Origin of the sequence: Beggiatoa alba B18LD (assembly GCF_000245015.1) — a bacterium.
Lineage (GTDB): Bacteria > Pseudomonadota > Gammaproteobacteria > Beggiatoales > Beggiatoaceae > Beggiatoa > Beggiatoa alba.
In genome coordinates this window covers 1,956,634-1,970,995 of record NZ_JH600070.1, presented here as the reverse complement: position 1 = coordinate 1,970,995, position 14,362 = coordinate 1,956,634, and the positions used below count along the sequence as shown (strand labels likewise).

Below are 14,362 nucleotides of genomic sequence, written 5' to 3'. Positions count from 1 at the left end.
GGGGAAACATTCATGGAGCTACGCACAGATTTAGCCTTAATTAGCCAATGGATTCGCCCTAATACGCATGTATTAGATTTAGGATGTGGTGATGGCACATTATTGGCGCGATTACGCGATGAGCGTCAAGTAACGGGATACGGTTTAGAAATTGATGACGATAAAATTGTCCACTGTATCGAAAAAGGCGTGAATGTCATTCACACCGATTTAAATCAAGGGTTATCAGATTTTGCGGATAACAGTTTTGACTACGTAATTATGTCGGAGACTTTGCAAGCCATTCATCGCCCTGATTTATTATTGCAAGAAATGTCACGAGTTGGACAAGAAGGCATTATTGCCTTTCCCAATTTTGGGCATTGGGAATGTCGATTATCTTTATTTTTTGGGGGACGAATGCCTGTTTCAGAAGCGTTACCAAATCCATGGTATAACACGGAAAATATTCATTTATGTACCTTGTATGACTTCGAAAAATTATGCGATGAATTGGGGTTAAGTATTTTACAACGAGCTGCCGTTGACCGTTATCACCGCCCACGCACAGGGATGCGTCTCTTTCCGAATTTATTTGCAGAAATTGCGCTGTATCGGTTTTGTAAAAAACAAGCGCATTAATCCTTTATCTTAGGGCTGGCAATCCTTTATGACTGCCAACCCTTTTCTTTTACTGTGTTATAGCGTAAAACGCATTCCTTCCACTAATGCCCCTGCTAAGTGCATACTGTTGTTAGAACGTTTGTCATAAGTATCTGCATCCAGAATAAAATCACGTTCAATTGTCAGGGCTATCAATTGTTGACCTAACAGATTGTAAATTGTTTCATCAAAGCGCATCACGTTGAGCGGGGCGACAATTTCGCCTTTTTCTACCCAGAAAGTTGCAAAACGGGTCATGCCTGTCATGCGTCCTGCGGGACGGTCTGAATAGTTTAAATACCAGAGATTATTGATATAAATCCCTGTCTCTAATGCGTCGAGTATATAGGCTTGTGGGAAGTTGCCCGCTTGCATTTCCAAAGCGTTGGGCATTTCCTCTTCATTTGCGCCATTAGCAGGGAGGTGATATTGCTTGGCGGAGCGAGGCGATACAAGGCTATTAGCAAATTTACCCGCTTTAATCAAAGGAACATTGGCAGGTTTAATGAATCCCGCATCTTGAAAATCGGAGGCTATACCTTCCGCTGTATTTTCAGATAGATGTATGCTGGGGTGTAAGCGGTATTCTGTTGGGTTGTCGATAAGACGTTGTAGCGGGCTGTGCTTGGTTTTTTGTGATTTTGCCCCGAATCCTCCCCAATAAAGCACTTCCATGATACTGGCCAGTGCAGTAGGGGAGAGGTAAACGCGATATTCATCAGGCACGATGGTGCGGGCAGGGTAGCTTAAACGATTAAGCTGCTGTTTTACTGATTCAATTTTTTTGGCAAAACTGGCATTGTCCCAGTTAAACCCTGCATAAGCGGATTTTACGGCTTTATCTTGGGCGTGGTAACAACTCCAGTCTAAGTTAAAACTATAGCTACTGTGCCAATTACGTTGCCCTAAGCTGTTAGCAAATCCGCGAAAAATTCCTCCTGTTGCATAGATACCGACAAAATCTAAGCCTTGCGTTGTGCTTAAAATGGTATCGATTGCGTCATTAGTACGCGGTAAAGCATTGTTAGCAATCCGTTCACTGTTTTGAACCGTCGTCGAGTAGAGTAAATAAGGGTCGTCGGGCGTGTAGGGGAGTTGTTCCCGTAACTGTTGCAAGGTGCTTTTTAAACGCACACTATCGCTTGCAAAGTCATTGCTTAAGGTCAGGTTAATTTGACTACTGCGTTGTCCGCGAATTAAAGAGAGGGTGAGATGCGCTTGTTTGACATTGCCCGCTTGGCGGATTTTGCCTTGATTGAAACGGATAAAATCGGAATCTTCACCTTCATAACTGCATAAATAGAATTCGTCAGCGTGGCATTGACTGGTTAAGTAATCCGCTAAAGCATAAAAATAAGTTTGCATTATTCGCCCCCAAAAATGGCTATATCGCTGAATAAACAAGCAGGTGTTGCATGTCCAACTCGAATCAATTGATTCGGCTCGCCTTTTCCGCAGTAGGGAACGCCGAGCACTTGGAAAGTATCGGCATTGCCAACGGCTTTGAGGTTGCGCCAGAAAGTGGCAGAAATACCGCGATAATTGGGGTTTTTAACAATGTGGGTCAATTTACCATTATCGATGAGTTGTCCCCATTCACAGCCAAATTGGAATTTATTGCGGGAGTCATCTATTGACCATGAAACATTGCTTTGCATGAGAATACCGCGTTCTGTATTGGCTATCATATCGGCAAGACTGCTGTCGCCTGCTTCTAAATTAATATTTGCCATACGGTCTATAGGCGGACGATTCCAACTGCTAGCGCGTGCATTGGCAACGCCTGCGTGATTAGCGCGGATTTGTGAGCTGATACCGCCTAAAGGATTGAGGAGTAGCCCCTCACGGATGAGGTAAGTTTTTTCGGCATGGAGTCCTTCATCATCGTAGTGATAACTGGCAAATTCGCCCGCAACACTGGGGTTATAAGTGACATTTAAGAGTGGCGAACCGTATTGATATGTGCCAAACATGTCGAGCGTCACAAAACTAGTGCCTGCATAGTTGCGCTCATCGCCGAGAATTCTATCTAGTTCTAATGGATGTCCTATCGATTCATGAATTTGTAGCACCATTTGGTCGGGCATGAGCAGGACATCGCGGGTCTCTGTGGGGCAATTAGGCGCGTTTAAGAGTTGCAAGGCTTCTTCAGCCAGTCGTTTTCCGCTTTGATAGAAACCAATATCGTTTAGGATTTCTAATCCACCTTGTCGCGCAAAGACTTGTCCGCCAAAACTGCGTCGTTGGGTTTCTATCCCCTCATGGGCAGTGACTGCAATATTGGGAATCAGGAGTTGTGAAGTTTGGTAAATATGACCGCCGTGATTGGTTAAATACAGTTGTTCGGTATGTATCGACCATAATTCAGCCTCCCAGTCGACGATACGCTCATCAATTTTGCAATATTCCGATTCTTGCTGTAATAAATCATATTTTTCTTTTAAATTCAAACTATCCCATACTTGCTGTACGGTGGCATGATATTCACCTTGTTGATGCGGTAGTTGCAAAGTATCTAGTTTTGTCACTAAACGCCCGCGTGTGCGTTCTGCCCAGTCGCAGGCTTGTTGCAAGGCTTGTTGCAATCCTGCTTCGCTTAAATCGCTGGTTGCTGCATAGCCTAAGCCGCCGTTGTGCATCACGGTGAACATAACGCCTGTATCTATCCAACGCTTAGGGGGAGAAGCGACATTTTGTCGCACGTTTAATTTTTCACTGTGTTCCGCAACGTAGCGTAATGCACAAAAATCGACATTCGGCGCAAGTTGTTTGAACCGTTGTTGTAAAAGTTCCCGCATAGGACTGCCTTTTTAAAAGTTAAATTGTATAAAAATACTGAGTAATTTTTTAAACCGCTTATCAAACTAATTCAAGTAATTAAATAAGGATTTCTCTGTATAACTTGTCATTATCTTTAAGATTCCATATAGTTAATTTAATCGTGTTATTTCTATTTTTAGGATTCTTATTATGTTATCCAGACCCTTATTAAAAATGTGTCTGACCACTTTGCTTTGTTTATGTAGTGGGCTTTTCACCGTTGTTTATGCGGACACCAAGATTAGTTTTCAGGATGTGCAAGGTGTCGGTACAAGCGATAATACGCTCCAAATCAAAAATATGCGGGTCGATTTTACGATTGATGACCCTGTGATTTCTGGTGTACGGCAGACAGTCAGTGCTTATTATAATATTACCTTTCGTTTTGACCCTGTGACTTTGCAATTAGTGCCGCTGATGGAAACAATGAGCGCGAATTGTGTCACTGTTCCAATACGTGTTATGAATAGTCAGACAAATACCCCATTGATTGGTGCACGTGTTGTAATTAATGAAATGGAAAAACTCACCGATGTTAATGGCTTTGTACTGTTTGAAGGCGTAACTTCAGGGCAACAAGTCATTTCAATCACGGCAAATGATTTTGAAACCAGCTATCAAGAAATCAATACACAATGTGGTGCAAGTCCACAATTGGATATTTATTTACGCCCTGTTGCGATAACCAATCCTGATGATGGTGTCGATAATGGCGCAGGGGGGGAAGATGTTGATACGCCTACAGAACCAGAGCCTGATCCTGATACAAATACTGGCGGAGAAGTCGAAACACCAAAGCCTGATGATACACCCATTGTGTCTGAAAACGTGCCGACTTTAATTCGTATCCAATTGAATTGGGGGGATTCTCCACGTGATTTAGACGCACATTTAACAGGACCTGAACTCGGATTAGCCGCATCATACAGTAATGATCAAGACCGTTTTCATGTCTATTTTGGCAATAAAACAACCAGCGTTGCACAACTAGATACGGGAGAATTTAGTAATACGAAGCCTGAAGTTGTGACGATTTTCCCGCCAGTTGGTGAAAAACAATTGCGAGCAGGAACGTATCGCTTTATGGTTCAACATTTTGCAGGGAGTGGCAGTATTATTACGGCAAACGCGGAGGTTCGCTTGCAAATTGGTGATGGGGGCGAGCAGATTTTTACCCCAACCTTAGAAGGGGCTAATGCCTTAAGTAGTGCAAGCACAGATGTTTGGACGGTGTTTGAATTGCGTGTGAATACATCGGGTCATGTGGAAGTTATCCCTTTACAACAGTATGAAACAGGTGTTAATCCCAGTTCGGTGAGAAGTGGTAATAATTAAGCTGAACATAATCTAACCTGAGTTCGGCGAGTTTTTTAAAATAAAACAGAGACCTGCTAGGTTTTGAAAACCTAGCAGGTCTGTCAGAATACGCGAAAAGGTTTGAAGGACTGGCAGAGGTTACTCTCCTGTTTTTCATCGGGATTCACCAGACAAGATTAAAACATTGTCTGAATCAGGATTTTCAGGATTAACAGGATTTAAACCCTTTAAACCAAGAAATTAATGCGAATCACGCTTTTTAATTCTGAAAATTCTGTGAATTCTGATTCAGACAAGCTGTTGTTTCTTTAGCAGAAACTTGTCGAGCTCAGGTTAATTATCAATGTAGATACGTTTAAGCATATGATTGCTCTGAGTATAAAGGTTTATAGCGGATAACACCGCTTGAAGCAGTGGTATCCGTTTTTATTTAAATCAGGATTAGCAGGCTTGAAAACTTAACAAGATGAGTAAATCAGCTCAAATTCTATTACGCTTATCCCGTTCAATCAGCGCATAAGCGGAATGATTATGAATCGATTCAAAATTTTCTGATTCTACGGTATAAGCAAGAATACGCGGTTCTGCATTTAAACGGGCGGCAACATCGCGTACAACATCCTCAACAAATTTAGGATTTTCATAAGCGCGTTCTGTCACGGCTTTTTCATCAGGACGTTTAAGCAAGCCGAACAGTTCAGAAGAGGCTTCAGCTTCTACGATATCGATAATTTCTTCTATCCATAGGGTTTCTTGCGTTTTAACCGCAACAGTAATATGGGCACGTTGGTTGTGTGCGCCGTATTCTGAAATTTCTTTAGAACAAGGGCATAAACTGGTAACAGGGACAAGCACTTGTGTTGTTTGCGTGCTCATACCGTTTTTATATTCCCCTGTTAATGTCACGGTGTAGTCTAATAGACTTTTTACCCCTGTAATCGGGGCTGATTTGTTGACAAAATAAGGGAATTGCGCCTCGATAAATCCTTGTTCAGCCTCTAGTAACGTCGTCATTTCTGCGAGTAAATGCGGAAAGTTGTCGACACTTAATGGAGTTTGTAATTCATTGAGTAACTTCACAAAGCGCGACATATGCGTGCCTTTATTATCTGCGGCAAGCATGACGTACATGTTAAAGGTGGCAATGGTTGGTTGCGCTTGTTGGGCACGGTCGCTGATAAGTATGGGGTGGCGAATAGATTTGATGCCGACTTTATTAATAACCAGTTGGCGCGTGTCTTTGTAGCGTTGGGTGTCAGGTATCAACATCTCAGGCGTTAGAGTAAGCGGTTTATTCATGCAAATTCATTAATTAATGGGGGAAAAAACGGGTGTTGCTAGCGTCATCGTGCGATGAATGTCGCATCGAGACCGTTAATTTTTACCGACAACGCTCACATTGGTTAAGTAGTTTGCAGGTTGTATCAAACTGAAACGACGGGTGACAGAGCGCACAATACCCGCCACATCTAGCCCACAATCAGCCAGCATTTGTGATTGTATGCCGTGTTCTAAAAATTCATCAGGTAAGCCAAGTTGTAACACGGGCACGACTTGCGCTTGTGTGTGTAAGTATTCGCTAACGGCACTGCCCGCCCCGCCCATGATACAGCTATCTTCTATCGTCACGATTAAATCGTGTTGTTGTGCCATGTTTAGTACCATTTCGTTGTCTAATGGCTTGACAAAGCGCATGTTAATTACGGTTGCATCTAGTTGTTCGGCTGCTTCTAATGCGGTTTGTAAGAGTGTTCCAAAGACTAAAAGTGCGACTCGATGACCTTGACGACGGAGTTCGGCTTTACCTATTGGTAAGGTGGTTAAGGCTTGGTCAACACGGATGCCGATGCCATTGCCGCGAGGATAGCGCACTGCACAAGGGGCTGCACGGTGTAAGAAGCCTGTGGTGAGCATTTGCCGACATTCATTTTCATCAGCTGGGGTCATTATCACCATGTTGGGGATACAGCGCATAAAGGCAATATCGAATGTGCCTGCGTGGGTTGCGCCATCTGCACCGACTAAGCCTGCGCGGTCAATGGCAAAAAGGACGGGTAAGTTTTGTAAGGCGACATCGTGTAGCAGTTGGTCGTAGGCGCGTTGTAAAAAGGTGGAGTAAATCGCAACGACGGGTTTATAACCTTCGCAGGCAAGCCCTGCAGCAAGGGTGACGCTGTGTTGTTCAGCAATGCTGACATCAAAATAACGCTCGGGAAATTTTTCGGAAAACTCGACCAGTCCAGAACCTTCGCGCATAGCAGGGGTAATGCCGATGAGTTTGTCATCTTGGGCTGCCATATCGCACAGCCATTGCCCAAAAATTTGCGTATAAGTGGGTGCACTGGCAGATTTTTTCGCCATTTTACCTGTTTTAGGGTCAAAGGCGGTGACACCGTGATAGGTGCAAGGGTTATCTTCGGCAATGGGATAGCCTTTGCCTTTTTGGGTGATGACATGTAGAAATTGAGGGCCTTTGAGGGCTTTCATATTGCGCAGCGTTGGAATAAGCGCGGATAAGTCGTGACCATCAACAGGGCCAATATAGTTAAAGCCTAATTCTTCAAATAAAGTCCCTGGAATAACCATGCCTTTGACATGTTCCTCAGCACGGCGAGCCAGTTCACGCATGGTGGGAATTCGATGCAAGAGTTGCTTGCTACCTTGACGGACGGAGGCATAAAAACGGCTGGATAAAATTTTAGCCAAGTAATTAGATAATCCACCAACATTGGGGGAAATCGACATGTCATTATCGTTAAGAATAACGAGCAAGTCTGCGTCAACATCGCCAGCATGTTCTAAAGCCTCAAATGCCATGCCTGCGGTAAGCGCGCCGTCGCCTATCACTGCCATGACTTTACGATTAATGCCCGCTAATTTGGAAGCGATTGCCATTCCTAATGCGGCACTGATGGAGGTGCTGGAGTGACCCACGCCAAACGTGTCGTATTCGCTTTCTGTGCGTTTTGGAAAACCTGATAATCCATGTGGTTGGCGAATCGTGTGCATTTTATCCCGTCGCCCCGTTAAGATTTTGTGGGGATAACTTTGATGTCCCACATCCCAAACTAAACGGTCATCAGGGGTATTAAAAACATAATGCAATGCAATAGTTAGTTCTACCGTGCCGAGATTAGAGGAAAAATGCCCGCCAATACGACTCACGGTATTGATTAAAAATTCGCGTAATTCGCTCGCCAGTTGAGGCAATTGCTCTTCTGATAAATCGCGTAATTGCGCGGGGCTGTCGATTTGTTCTAATAAAGGAAGTGTGTTTTTCATAATCATCATGCAGTCGTCAATCAGGCGATGGGCTGTTAATTTCAGGGCAATACGCAAACGCTTGCGCAAGATACCCACGCTAAAATTATTACAGGTTTGTTACGCAAAGTGATGGAATTTGGATTGTATAATATTTTTACCTTGCTTTATGCATTAATGTCTTAAGTGTATTAAGACAAAAGATGTTACCTCTCCCTGAGATAACATCTTTATCAATTGCTTTAGTGCTGATTTAACGTACTGCAATTTTAAGGGTTTTTATTGCTCAGTCATGGGATAACCGCACTCAGGGCATTCGATATCTTCCCCTGCTTCAGCTTCTAAGCGAAAACCGCATTCATCACAGACGTATAAACCCGACCCGTAATCGTCAGAATCGTAGCCATCATCATCATAACCTTCATAATCGTCATCATAACGACCCATAACTGTTGCCTCTCTCTGCTTTTCTAAAAATGTTGTAATAACCCAATATTCAGATGGTTTATGCAAAAAGTACGACTTAAAAATTAAGGAGAATAAATACCTAAGTTTTAAAATAAATGATGATATCTCAGTAAATGCATACTGATTCTCGAATAAGATAGCGTATGAAATTCGCAAAGACAAAGGACAAGCTCAGGAAAATTTTTTCCTAACCTACCTATAAATGAGCAGATTCTCACTATCATTTTCTTCACAATAAGATTTCTTTGCAAACCTGTATAGATGTGCAATTTACTATTTTATTCAGGTAGAATAGGGCTAGATTAGCCAATAATCTGCGTTATCAAAACACCCTATAATGAGTATCGAAAGTCGTGTATTCAACATGACTACTTAACTATTCAAGCTTACCTGACTCGTTTTTTAAACGACATATCGCGGGATACCATGATTCTTGACAAGATTATCAAACCCAAATGGCAGCATCGTAACCCCGAGGTTCGAAAACAAGCTGTTGAAGACCTAACTGATTTAACACTGATTAGCGATATTGCACGGAAAGATGAATCGCCCCTAGTACGTTTAACAGCTGTTCGTAAACTCAAAGACTTAACGCTTCTTGATAGTATTGCGCAAACAGAGACTGATAAAGAAGTTAAAGAGCTTGCCAGTCAACGCTTCAAAGATTTTTTAAGTGGTCGTAAAGACGGAATCGAGCTTACCGTCCGTTTACAATGGTTAAATCAACTGACTGACAGTAATTTACTAGAACAGCTTGCGCGTAGTGCAAAAGAAGCAGAAATGCGTTTAATCGCACTGAGCAAAGTGACTCGCGAAAGCCTGTGTGGCGACTTAGCCATTGAAGACCCTGACAATCAAGTCAGACTTGCTGCAGCAGAAAAAATTACGCAAAAATCGACCCTAGAGCGTGTTTTTAAAGCACTACGGAATAAAGATAAAAAAATCAGCCAACTCATGCGTGGGCGTTTAGATGCCCTCATTGAAGCCAGTGAACGCCCCGCCAAAATTAAAGCCGAAGCCGAACGGATTTGCAGTCGCCTAGAACTTCTCCTCAAAGCCAAAGCGTGGGAACAAAATAACGACACTGAGTTTAAACGTTTACAAGGTGATTGGTCAGCCATTCAGGCAGAAACCGATAGCGTGTATAACGAACGCTATCAACAAGCAGAACAACGTTTTCTGCAAAACTCTCAAGAATACCAACAAACTCAAACAGAATTACGTGAGCGTGAAGCCGCCTATTTACCGCTACGTGACGTTAAACAAACCTTATACAATCAACTGATAGACCTGATTAACTGTTTAGAAACTGAACCAACTCGCGCCGACACAATTGGGCAAACGTTGGATGGTTTAATCCTACAATGGGATGCCATTACCAGCCTTCCCGCTGATGAAGAAGAACAATGGCAAAACCGTTTTAAACAAGCCTTGACAACCGCCCAAAAACATCAGCAAACTGCACAAGCCCTCATAGGAACAGTACAAGCCCTTGAAGCGACGTTACATCAAGCACAAGCCCTGTTAAACCAACTGGGTACGTTTAAACTGCAACAGATAAAAGAATTAGAAACAGCATGGAATGCTGTCAGCCAACCCGCCAACAAGCCTGAGCTGTTGAAAACCCTTAACACCCGTTTTAATGACACTGTCAAAGCGTTGAAAACCTCTATGGAAGAACAAAACGAACATCGTGAGCAAGCCGTAAAAACGCTGAAACAAATCCTCAAGGATATTGAAACCGCTTTGGAAACAGGTGAATTACACAAAGCGATGCCCTTAGAGCAACAAGCGAAAGACCTTGCCCAACAAAATCCTGGATTGCTCAATCGCAACAAAAATTTAGAAACACGGCTGCATGGCATTTCTGCAAAAATCCGTGAATTACACAGTTGGGAACGTTGGGGCGACAACGTGGAGCGGGAGCAACTATGCGCAGAAATGGAAGAATTAGCCACTAACCCCGATGATGATCCCGAAGTCACTGCCCGCTTAATCCGCGAAGCCCAAGCAAAGTGGAAAAGTCTTGGAACACATGGCTATCCTCAATCGCTGTGGGAACGGTTTAATAAAGCCTGCAATACCGCCTACAAACCTTGCCAAGAACATTTTGAACAGCAAGCCCGTGAGCGTGAAAAGAATTACCAAGAAAAGCAAACACTTTGCGACCAGTTAGAAACATTCGCCGCGCAAATTGATTGGCGTAACCCAAACTGGAAAGAAATTTACAACACCATTCGTGATATCGATAAAGCATGGCGACAGCTAGGTCCAACGAATCGTAAAGCCCGTAAAGTCATTTCCACCCGTTATGAAAAAACCATGGGCAACATCGAGAAATATCTTGATGAGGAGCGCAAGGACAATCAACGCCGTCGTGAGCATTTGATTGAAAAAGTCAAAGCCACACAAACCTATGATGATGTAGAAAAAGCCATAGACGAAGTAAAACGTTTACAAGCTGAATGGCATGTTAGCGTACCGGGTTCACGCGGGCGCGAACGGCAATTATGGAAAGCCTTTCGTAGTGCTTGCGATGTGGTTTTTGAACGTCGGAAAGAAAAGCAAGAAGCCTTCAAGAAAGAGTTACAAACTCATTTTGATGCAAAATTAGCCGTTTGCGAGAAAATCGAAACCTTAGCTCAAGCAGAAGGTGACGACATCAAAGATGCAATGTCACAACTGAGAAAATTGCAAAAAGAGTGGCATGATGCGGGTGAAGTGCCCAAGAAACAGAAAGACCATTTAGATGACCGTTATAAAAAGGCATGTAAACAGGTCGAACAGAAATACCAAGCGCACTTATTGTCTGAAAAACGTGCGCAATTGCAACTACTTCGTGACAAAGCAGTTTTATGCATACAGCTAGAACGTGCAGAAATTATTGATGCAGACAGTCAAATTGCCGAGGCTCAAGCACAATGGCAAGCACTAGCGACTTTAGAAAATATGCAATTAGAGCAAGCTATTACAGTGCGTTTTGCTAATGCTAATGATATGGTGAAAACGGGTAAACAGGTTTATGACCCTGCGGTATTACAAGCACAAGCCGTTTTATGTTTACGCTTAGAAATTTTAGCAGGTATTCCCTCCCCCCCAGAAGCAGCAGAAGCACGGATGGCATATCAAGTTGCTCGTTTGTCTCAAGTGATGAGTGGCGAAGCACAAGCACAAACTGATAAATTTGCAGAAGTGCAAGAAATTGAACGTGCATGGCATTTAAGCGGCGCAACAGCAGGCGATGCGGCTTTAAAACTAGAACAACGCTTTTATCATGCTTTAGAAGCGTTCTATGCTAATCAACGTTAAAATCAATGGATTGCTAGTTGATTAGGTTCATTATATAAGTTATTTAAAACCATCTGTCACATGCGATACTTCATTAAGTGGTCACGCATTAAGGCAGATGGTTTTTTTAATTCTGCTTACATAAATTATAAATAGTTGGGGTAGGATTTATGGCAGTCATGCTTCCTGACTTTAATAAAAATCGATTTAGAAAAATATTTCTAACGCTATTTTCCTCTTGACCTTAATTACAGAAGGAACCCTTGCATGAAAAATAATCAGTTTCTTTTTTTTATCATGTTACTTGTCCCTTTATGCAGTATTTCACCTCAAATCCAAGCGAAATACGCAGAGGCGTTTCCTTGTGAAGGACGTGCCACTTATTCTTTAAGTGAACAAGCCTTGATTTTACCGTTTGTGGATAAAACCCGTGATGAAGTTATGCAAATGCGGCTACAGTTGACCAAAGCAGACCCATTTGTTTTTACGGTTGATAACAGTGCGACAACCGTCGCTACCCCTAACCCATGGCCAGATATAGAATCTTGCCACGCTAAAGTGGTTTATGACATTACAGGACAGGTGCAATTATTAGTGCCTTTTGTCGATATTCCTGAAGCGAATGTGATTTATCAAGCATTATTAACACAAAGTAGCGATGACACATTTACCTTAGTACACCTGAAAGAAGTTCGTTTAAATCGTTTAGAGCCTTTAACAGGCGCATATTTTGGCGCAAATATTGACTGGACAAATGCAAGCGTACAAGGCACGAATGACAGTTTCGGCTTAAACCTCAATGCGTTTGTTCGTTTTGAAACCTTTCCCATTTCTGATGAAGATGGTCAATGGTTAGACCAAAGTATTGAACAAATTAAAAATACGGGTACAGGCGCAATGATGATTCTGACGTTAGAACCTCATGCAGGCTTATCCGTTGTTACGGCAGAGGAAGCAGAAAAACTCGCGCAACGGCTTAAAGGCTATAACGATATGGGTGTGCCTGTCTTAGTGCGGTTTGCACATGAAATGAATGGTTCTTGGTATTCATGGTCGCAACAACCTCTTGAATATATTCGTGCTTTCCGTGCTATCGCGGAAGCAATACATCGTGTGACGACAAACTCAGCTATGCTGTGGGCCCCAAATAACGGTGGTGGTTATCCATTTACAGGGGGCGTTTATGAAGCAAAACCAACTGCAAGCGATTTTCATCTATTAGATACCAATGGTAATGGTGTATTAGATAAAGCCGATGATTCTTACGCACCTTATTATCCAGGGGATGACGCGGTAGATTGGGTGGGCATGAGTTTATACCACTGGGGAAGTGCTTATCCATGGGGTGAAAATGAAATTCCTGAGCATGGCAAATTTATCGCTCAATTAACAGGAAGATATGTAGGCTACTCAGGTGATGAGAGTATTGTTCCTGATTTTTATGGTATTTATGCTGAAGGAAAGAATAAACCGTTAGCAATTCCTGAAACAGCCGCGTTATTTGTGCCTGATGGGCAAGGCGCAGACGAAGAGCAATTGATTAAACAACTATGGTGGCGACAAGTCTTTGACCCAACTTATCGAGAACTGTATCCCAAAATTAAGCTGATTAGTTGGTTTGATTGGAGTAAAACAGAAAGTGAAATCGGTAATCGTCTGGTGAATTGGCGGATTGGTCATGATGGTTACTTAACTTATATGTTTACAGAAGATTTATTCCGCTCAGGTGTTGGGATTTTTATCCGTAAATAACACAATTGTGTACCTTACTGATGTTTAACGCATTAGTATGAGTCAAAGGATACTATTGATATTGATAGTATCCTTTTTTTATGAGCTGTGTTTATCGTTTGTGAATTGGGAGTAAGCATTCATGACATTTTCTTTATGGCATATTGCCGAGTCAGATAAAGTCGCACGTCCTGTGGGAGAAATAGGAAATAAACAAGTTGTTTTTGACAGTCTGGCATTGGCTCAGGATTTTATTCAATTATTACCTGAGGCAACAATGAAGGGCGTGATTGTTATTATTGATGATGATAAAGAAGAAATCGTCCATGCTGAGGATTGGCAAACGTTGTGCGCATGGATGAAATCGGAGGGTAATAAATAACCTAAGTTCTGCGAGATTCTTTTAAAAAGACAACAGTTTGTCTGAATCAGAATTTTCAGGATTAAAAGATTGTCTGAATCAGAATTTTCAGAATTAAAAAGACAAGAAAATTAAAAGAACCTAAGTTCGGCGAGTTTTATAAAATAAAACAGAGACCTGCTAGGTTTTCAAAACCTAGCAGGTCTGTTGGAACACGCGAAAAGGGTTGACGGACTGGCAGAGATTATTCTCTTTTTTTTCATCAAGATTCACCAGAAAAGATTACAACATTGTCTGAATCAGGATTTTCAGAATTAACAGAATTAGCAGAATTTAAAACCCTTAAACCAAAAAGTAAGATGAATCATGCTTTTTAATTCTGCTAATTCTGAAAATTTTGTGAATTCTGATTCAGACAAATCGTTGTTTTTTTAACAGAAACTCGCTGAACTCAGGTTAAAAGAATAAAAAATT

At 42.2% G+C, this 14,362-nt stretch carries 10 protein-coding genes; 5 read left to right on the top strand and 5 right to left on the bottom strand.

Features of this window, described 5'->3' with window-relative positions; translation table 11 throughout:
• Positions 1-12 precede the first annotated feature (12 nt).
• Positions 13-621 carry a methionine biosynthesis protein MetW gene (gene metW / locus BEGALDRAFT_RS07995; protein WP_002685503.1) on the top strand — a complete coding sequence of 203 codons (609 nt, stop codon included), beginning with the start codon at positions 13-15 and terminating at the stop codon, positions 619-621.
• Positions 622-678: 57 nt separating this feature from the next.
• On the opposite strand, the gene BEGALDRAFT_RS07990 is transcribed toward metW, so the two are convergent.
• Together BEGALDRAFT_RS07990 and BEGALDRAFT_RS07985 are read right to left on the bottom strand one after the other, a co-directional pair.
• Positions 679-2,007 (bottom strand): TldD/PmbA family protein, encoded by a 1,329-nt coding sequence (locus tag BEGALDRAFT_RS07990; protein WP_002685501.1) that lies wholly within the window; start codon positions 2,005-2,007, stop codon positions 679-681.
• Positions 2,007-3,440, bottom strand: a complete 1,434-nt coding sequence (locus BEGALDRAFT_RS07985) for a TldD/PmbA family protein (RefSeq protein WP_002685500.1) — start codon at positions 3,438-3,440, stop codon at positions 2,007-2,009. The genes BEGALDRAFT_RS07990 and BEGALDRAFT_RS07985 overlap by 1 nt, the downstream gene beginning before the upstream one ends.
• Positions 3,441-3,612: 172 nt before the next feature.
• On the opposite strand from BEGALDRAFT_RS07985, the gene BEGALDRAFT_RS07980 reads away from it, so the two are divergent.
• Positions 3,613-4,797 carry a hypothetical protein gene (locus BEGALDRAFT_RS07980; RefSeq protein WP_002685499.1) on the top strand — a complete coding sequence of 395 codons (1,185 nt, stop codon included), beginning with the start codon at positions 3,613-3,615 and terminating at the stop codon, positions 4,795-4,797.
• 462 nt (positions 4,798-5,259) lie between these two features.
• Here the strand turns inward: BEGALDRAFT_RS07980 and folE2 are convergent, their stop codons facing one another.
• The 3 genes from folE2 to BEGALDRAFT_RS19170 all read right to left on the bottom strand — a co-directional run bounded on the left by folE2 (position 5,260) and on the right by BEGALDRAFT_RS19170 (position 8,487).
• Positions 5,260-6,078, bottom strand: a complete 819-nt coding sequence (folE2, locus tag BEGALDRAFT_RS07975; RefSeq protein ID WP_002685498.1) for a GTP cyclohydrolase FolE2 — start codon at positions 6,076-6,078, stop codon at positions 5,260-5,262.
• Positions 6,079-6,153: 75 nt separating this feature from the next.
• The gene (gene dxs, locus BEGALDRAFT_RS07970; protein ID WP_002685497.1) at positions 6,154-8,070 is read right to left on the bottom strand and encodes a 1-deoxy-D-xylulose-5-phosphate synthase; all 1,917 of its coding nucleotides are present in this window, start codon (positions 8,068-8,070) and stop codon (positions 6,154-6,156) included.
• A 249-nt stretch (positions 8,071-8,319) separates the two neighbouring features.
• A complete protein-coding gene (locus BEGALDRAFT_RS19170) occupies positions 8,320-8,487 on the bottom strand; it encodes an Rpo12/RPC10 RNA polymerase subunit family protein (RefSeq protein ID WP_002685496.1) in 168 nt (55 codons plus the stop codon).
• A gap of 447 nt (positions 8,488-8,934) precedes the next feature.
• Between BEGALDRAFT_RS19170 and BEGALDRAFT_RS07965 the strand changes: the two genes are divergently transcribed.
• From BEGALDRAFT_RS07965 to BEGALDRAFT_RS07955, 3 genes are all read left to right on the top strand, one after another.
• Positions 8,935-11,817 carry a DUF349 domain-containing protein gene (locus BEGALDRAFT_RS07965; RefSeq protein WP_002685495.1) on the top strand — a complete coding sequence of 961 codons (2,883 nt, stop codon included), beginning with the start codon at positions 8,935-8,937 and terminating at the stop codon, positions 11,815-11,817.
• A 246-nt stretch (positions 11,818-12,063) separates the two neighbouring features.
• On the top strand, positions 12,064-13,548 hold the full coding sequence (locus BEGALDRAFT_RS18145) for a glycoside hydrolase family 26 protein (protein ID WP_002685494.1): 1,485 nt from the start codon (positions 12,064-12,066) through the stop codon (positions 13,546-13,548).
• A 121-nt stretch (positions 13,549-13,669) separates the two neighbouring features.
• The gene (locus BEGALDRAFT_RS07955; protein WP_002685492.1) at positions 13,670-13,909 is read left to right on the top strand and encodes a hypothetical protein; all 240 of its coding nucleotides are present in this window, start codon (positions 13,670-13,672) and stop codon (positions 13,907-13,909) included.
• Positions 13,910-14,362 lie beyond the last annotated feature (453 nt).

Coding starts and splice junctions, on each gene's coding strand:
- BEGALDRAFT_RS07990 (WP_002685501.1), bottom strand. CDS start 2,007: ATGCAAACTTATTTTTATGCTTTAGCGGATTACTTAACCAGTCAATGC.
- dxs (WP_002685497.1), bottom strand. CDS start 8,070: ATGATGATTATGAAAAACACACTTCCTTTATTAGAACAAATCGACAGC.
- BEGALDRAFT_RS18145 (WP_002685494.1), top strand. CDS start 12,064: ATGAAAAATAATCAGTTTCTTTTTTTTATCATGTTACTTGTCCCTTTA.
- BEGALDRAFT_RS07985 (WP_002685500.1), bottom strand. CDS start 3,440: ATGCGGGAACTTTTACAACAACGGTTCAAACAACTTGCGCCGAATGTC.
- BEGALDRAFT_RS07965 (WP_002685495.1), top strand. CDS start 8,935: ATGATTCTTGACAAGATTATCAAACCCAAATGGCAGCATCGTAACCCC.
- BEGALDRAFT_RS07980 (WP_002685499.1), top strand. CDS start 3,613: ATGTTATCCAGACCCTTATTAAAAATGTGTCTGACCACTTTGCTTTGT.
- metW (WP_002685503.1), top strand. CDS start 13: ATGGAGCTACGCACAGATTTAGCCTTAATTAGCCAATGGATTCGCCCT.
- BEGALDRAFT_RS19170 (WP_002685496.1), bottom strand. CDS start 8,487: ATGGGTCGTTATGATGACGATTATGAAGGTTATGATGATGATGGCTAC.
- folE2 (WP_002685498.1), bottom strand. CDS start 6,078: ATGAATAAACCGCTTACTCTAACGCCTGAGATGTTGATACCTGACACC.
- BEGALDRAFT_RS07955 (WP_002685492.1), top strand. CDS start 13,670: ATGACATTTTCTTTATGGCATATTGCCGAGTCAGATAAAGTCGCACGT.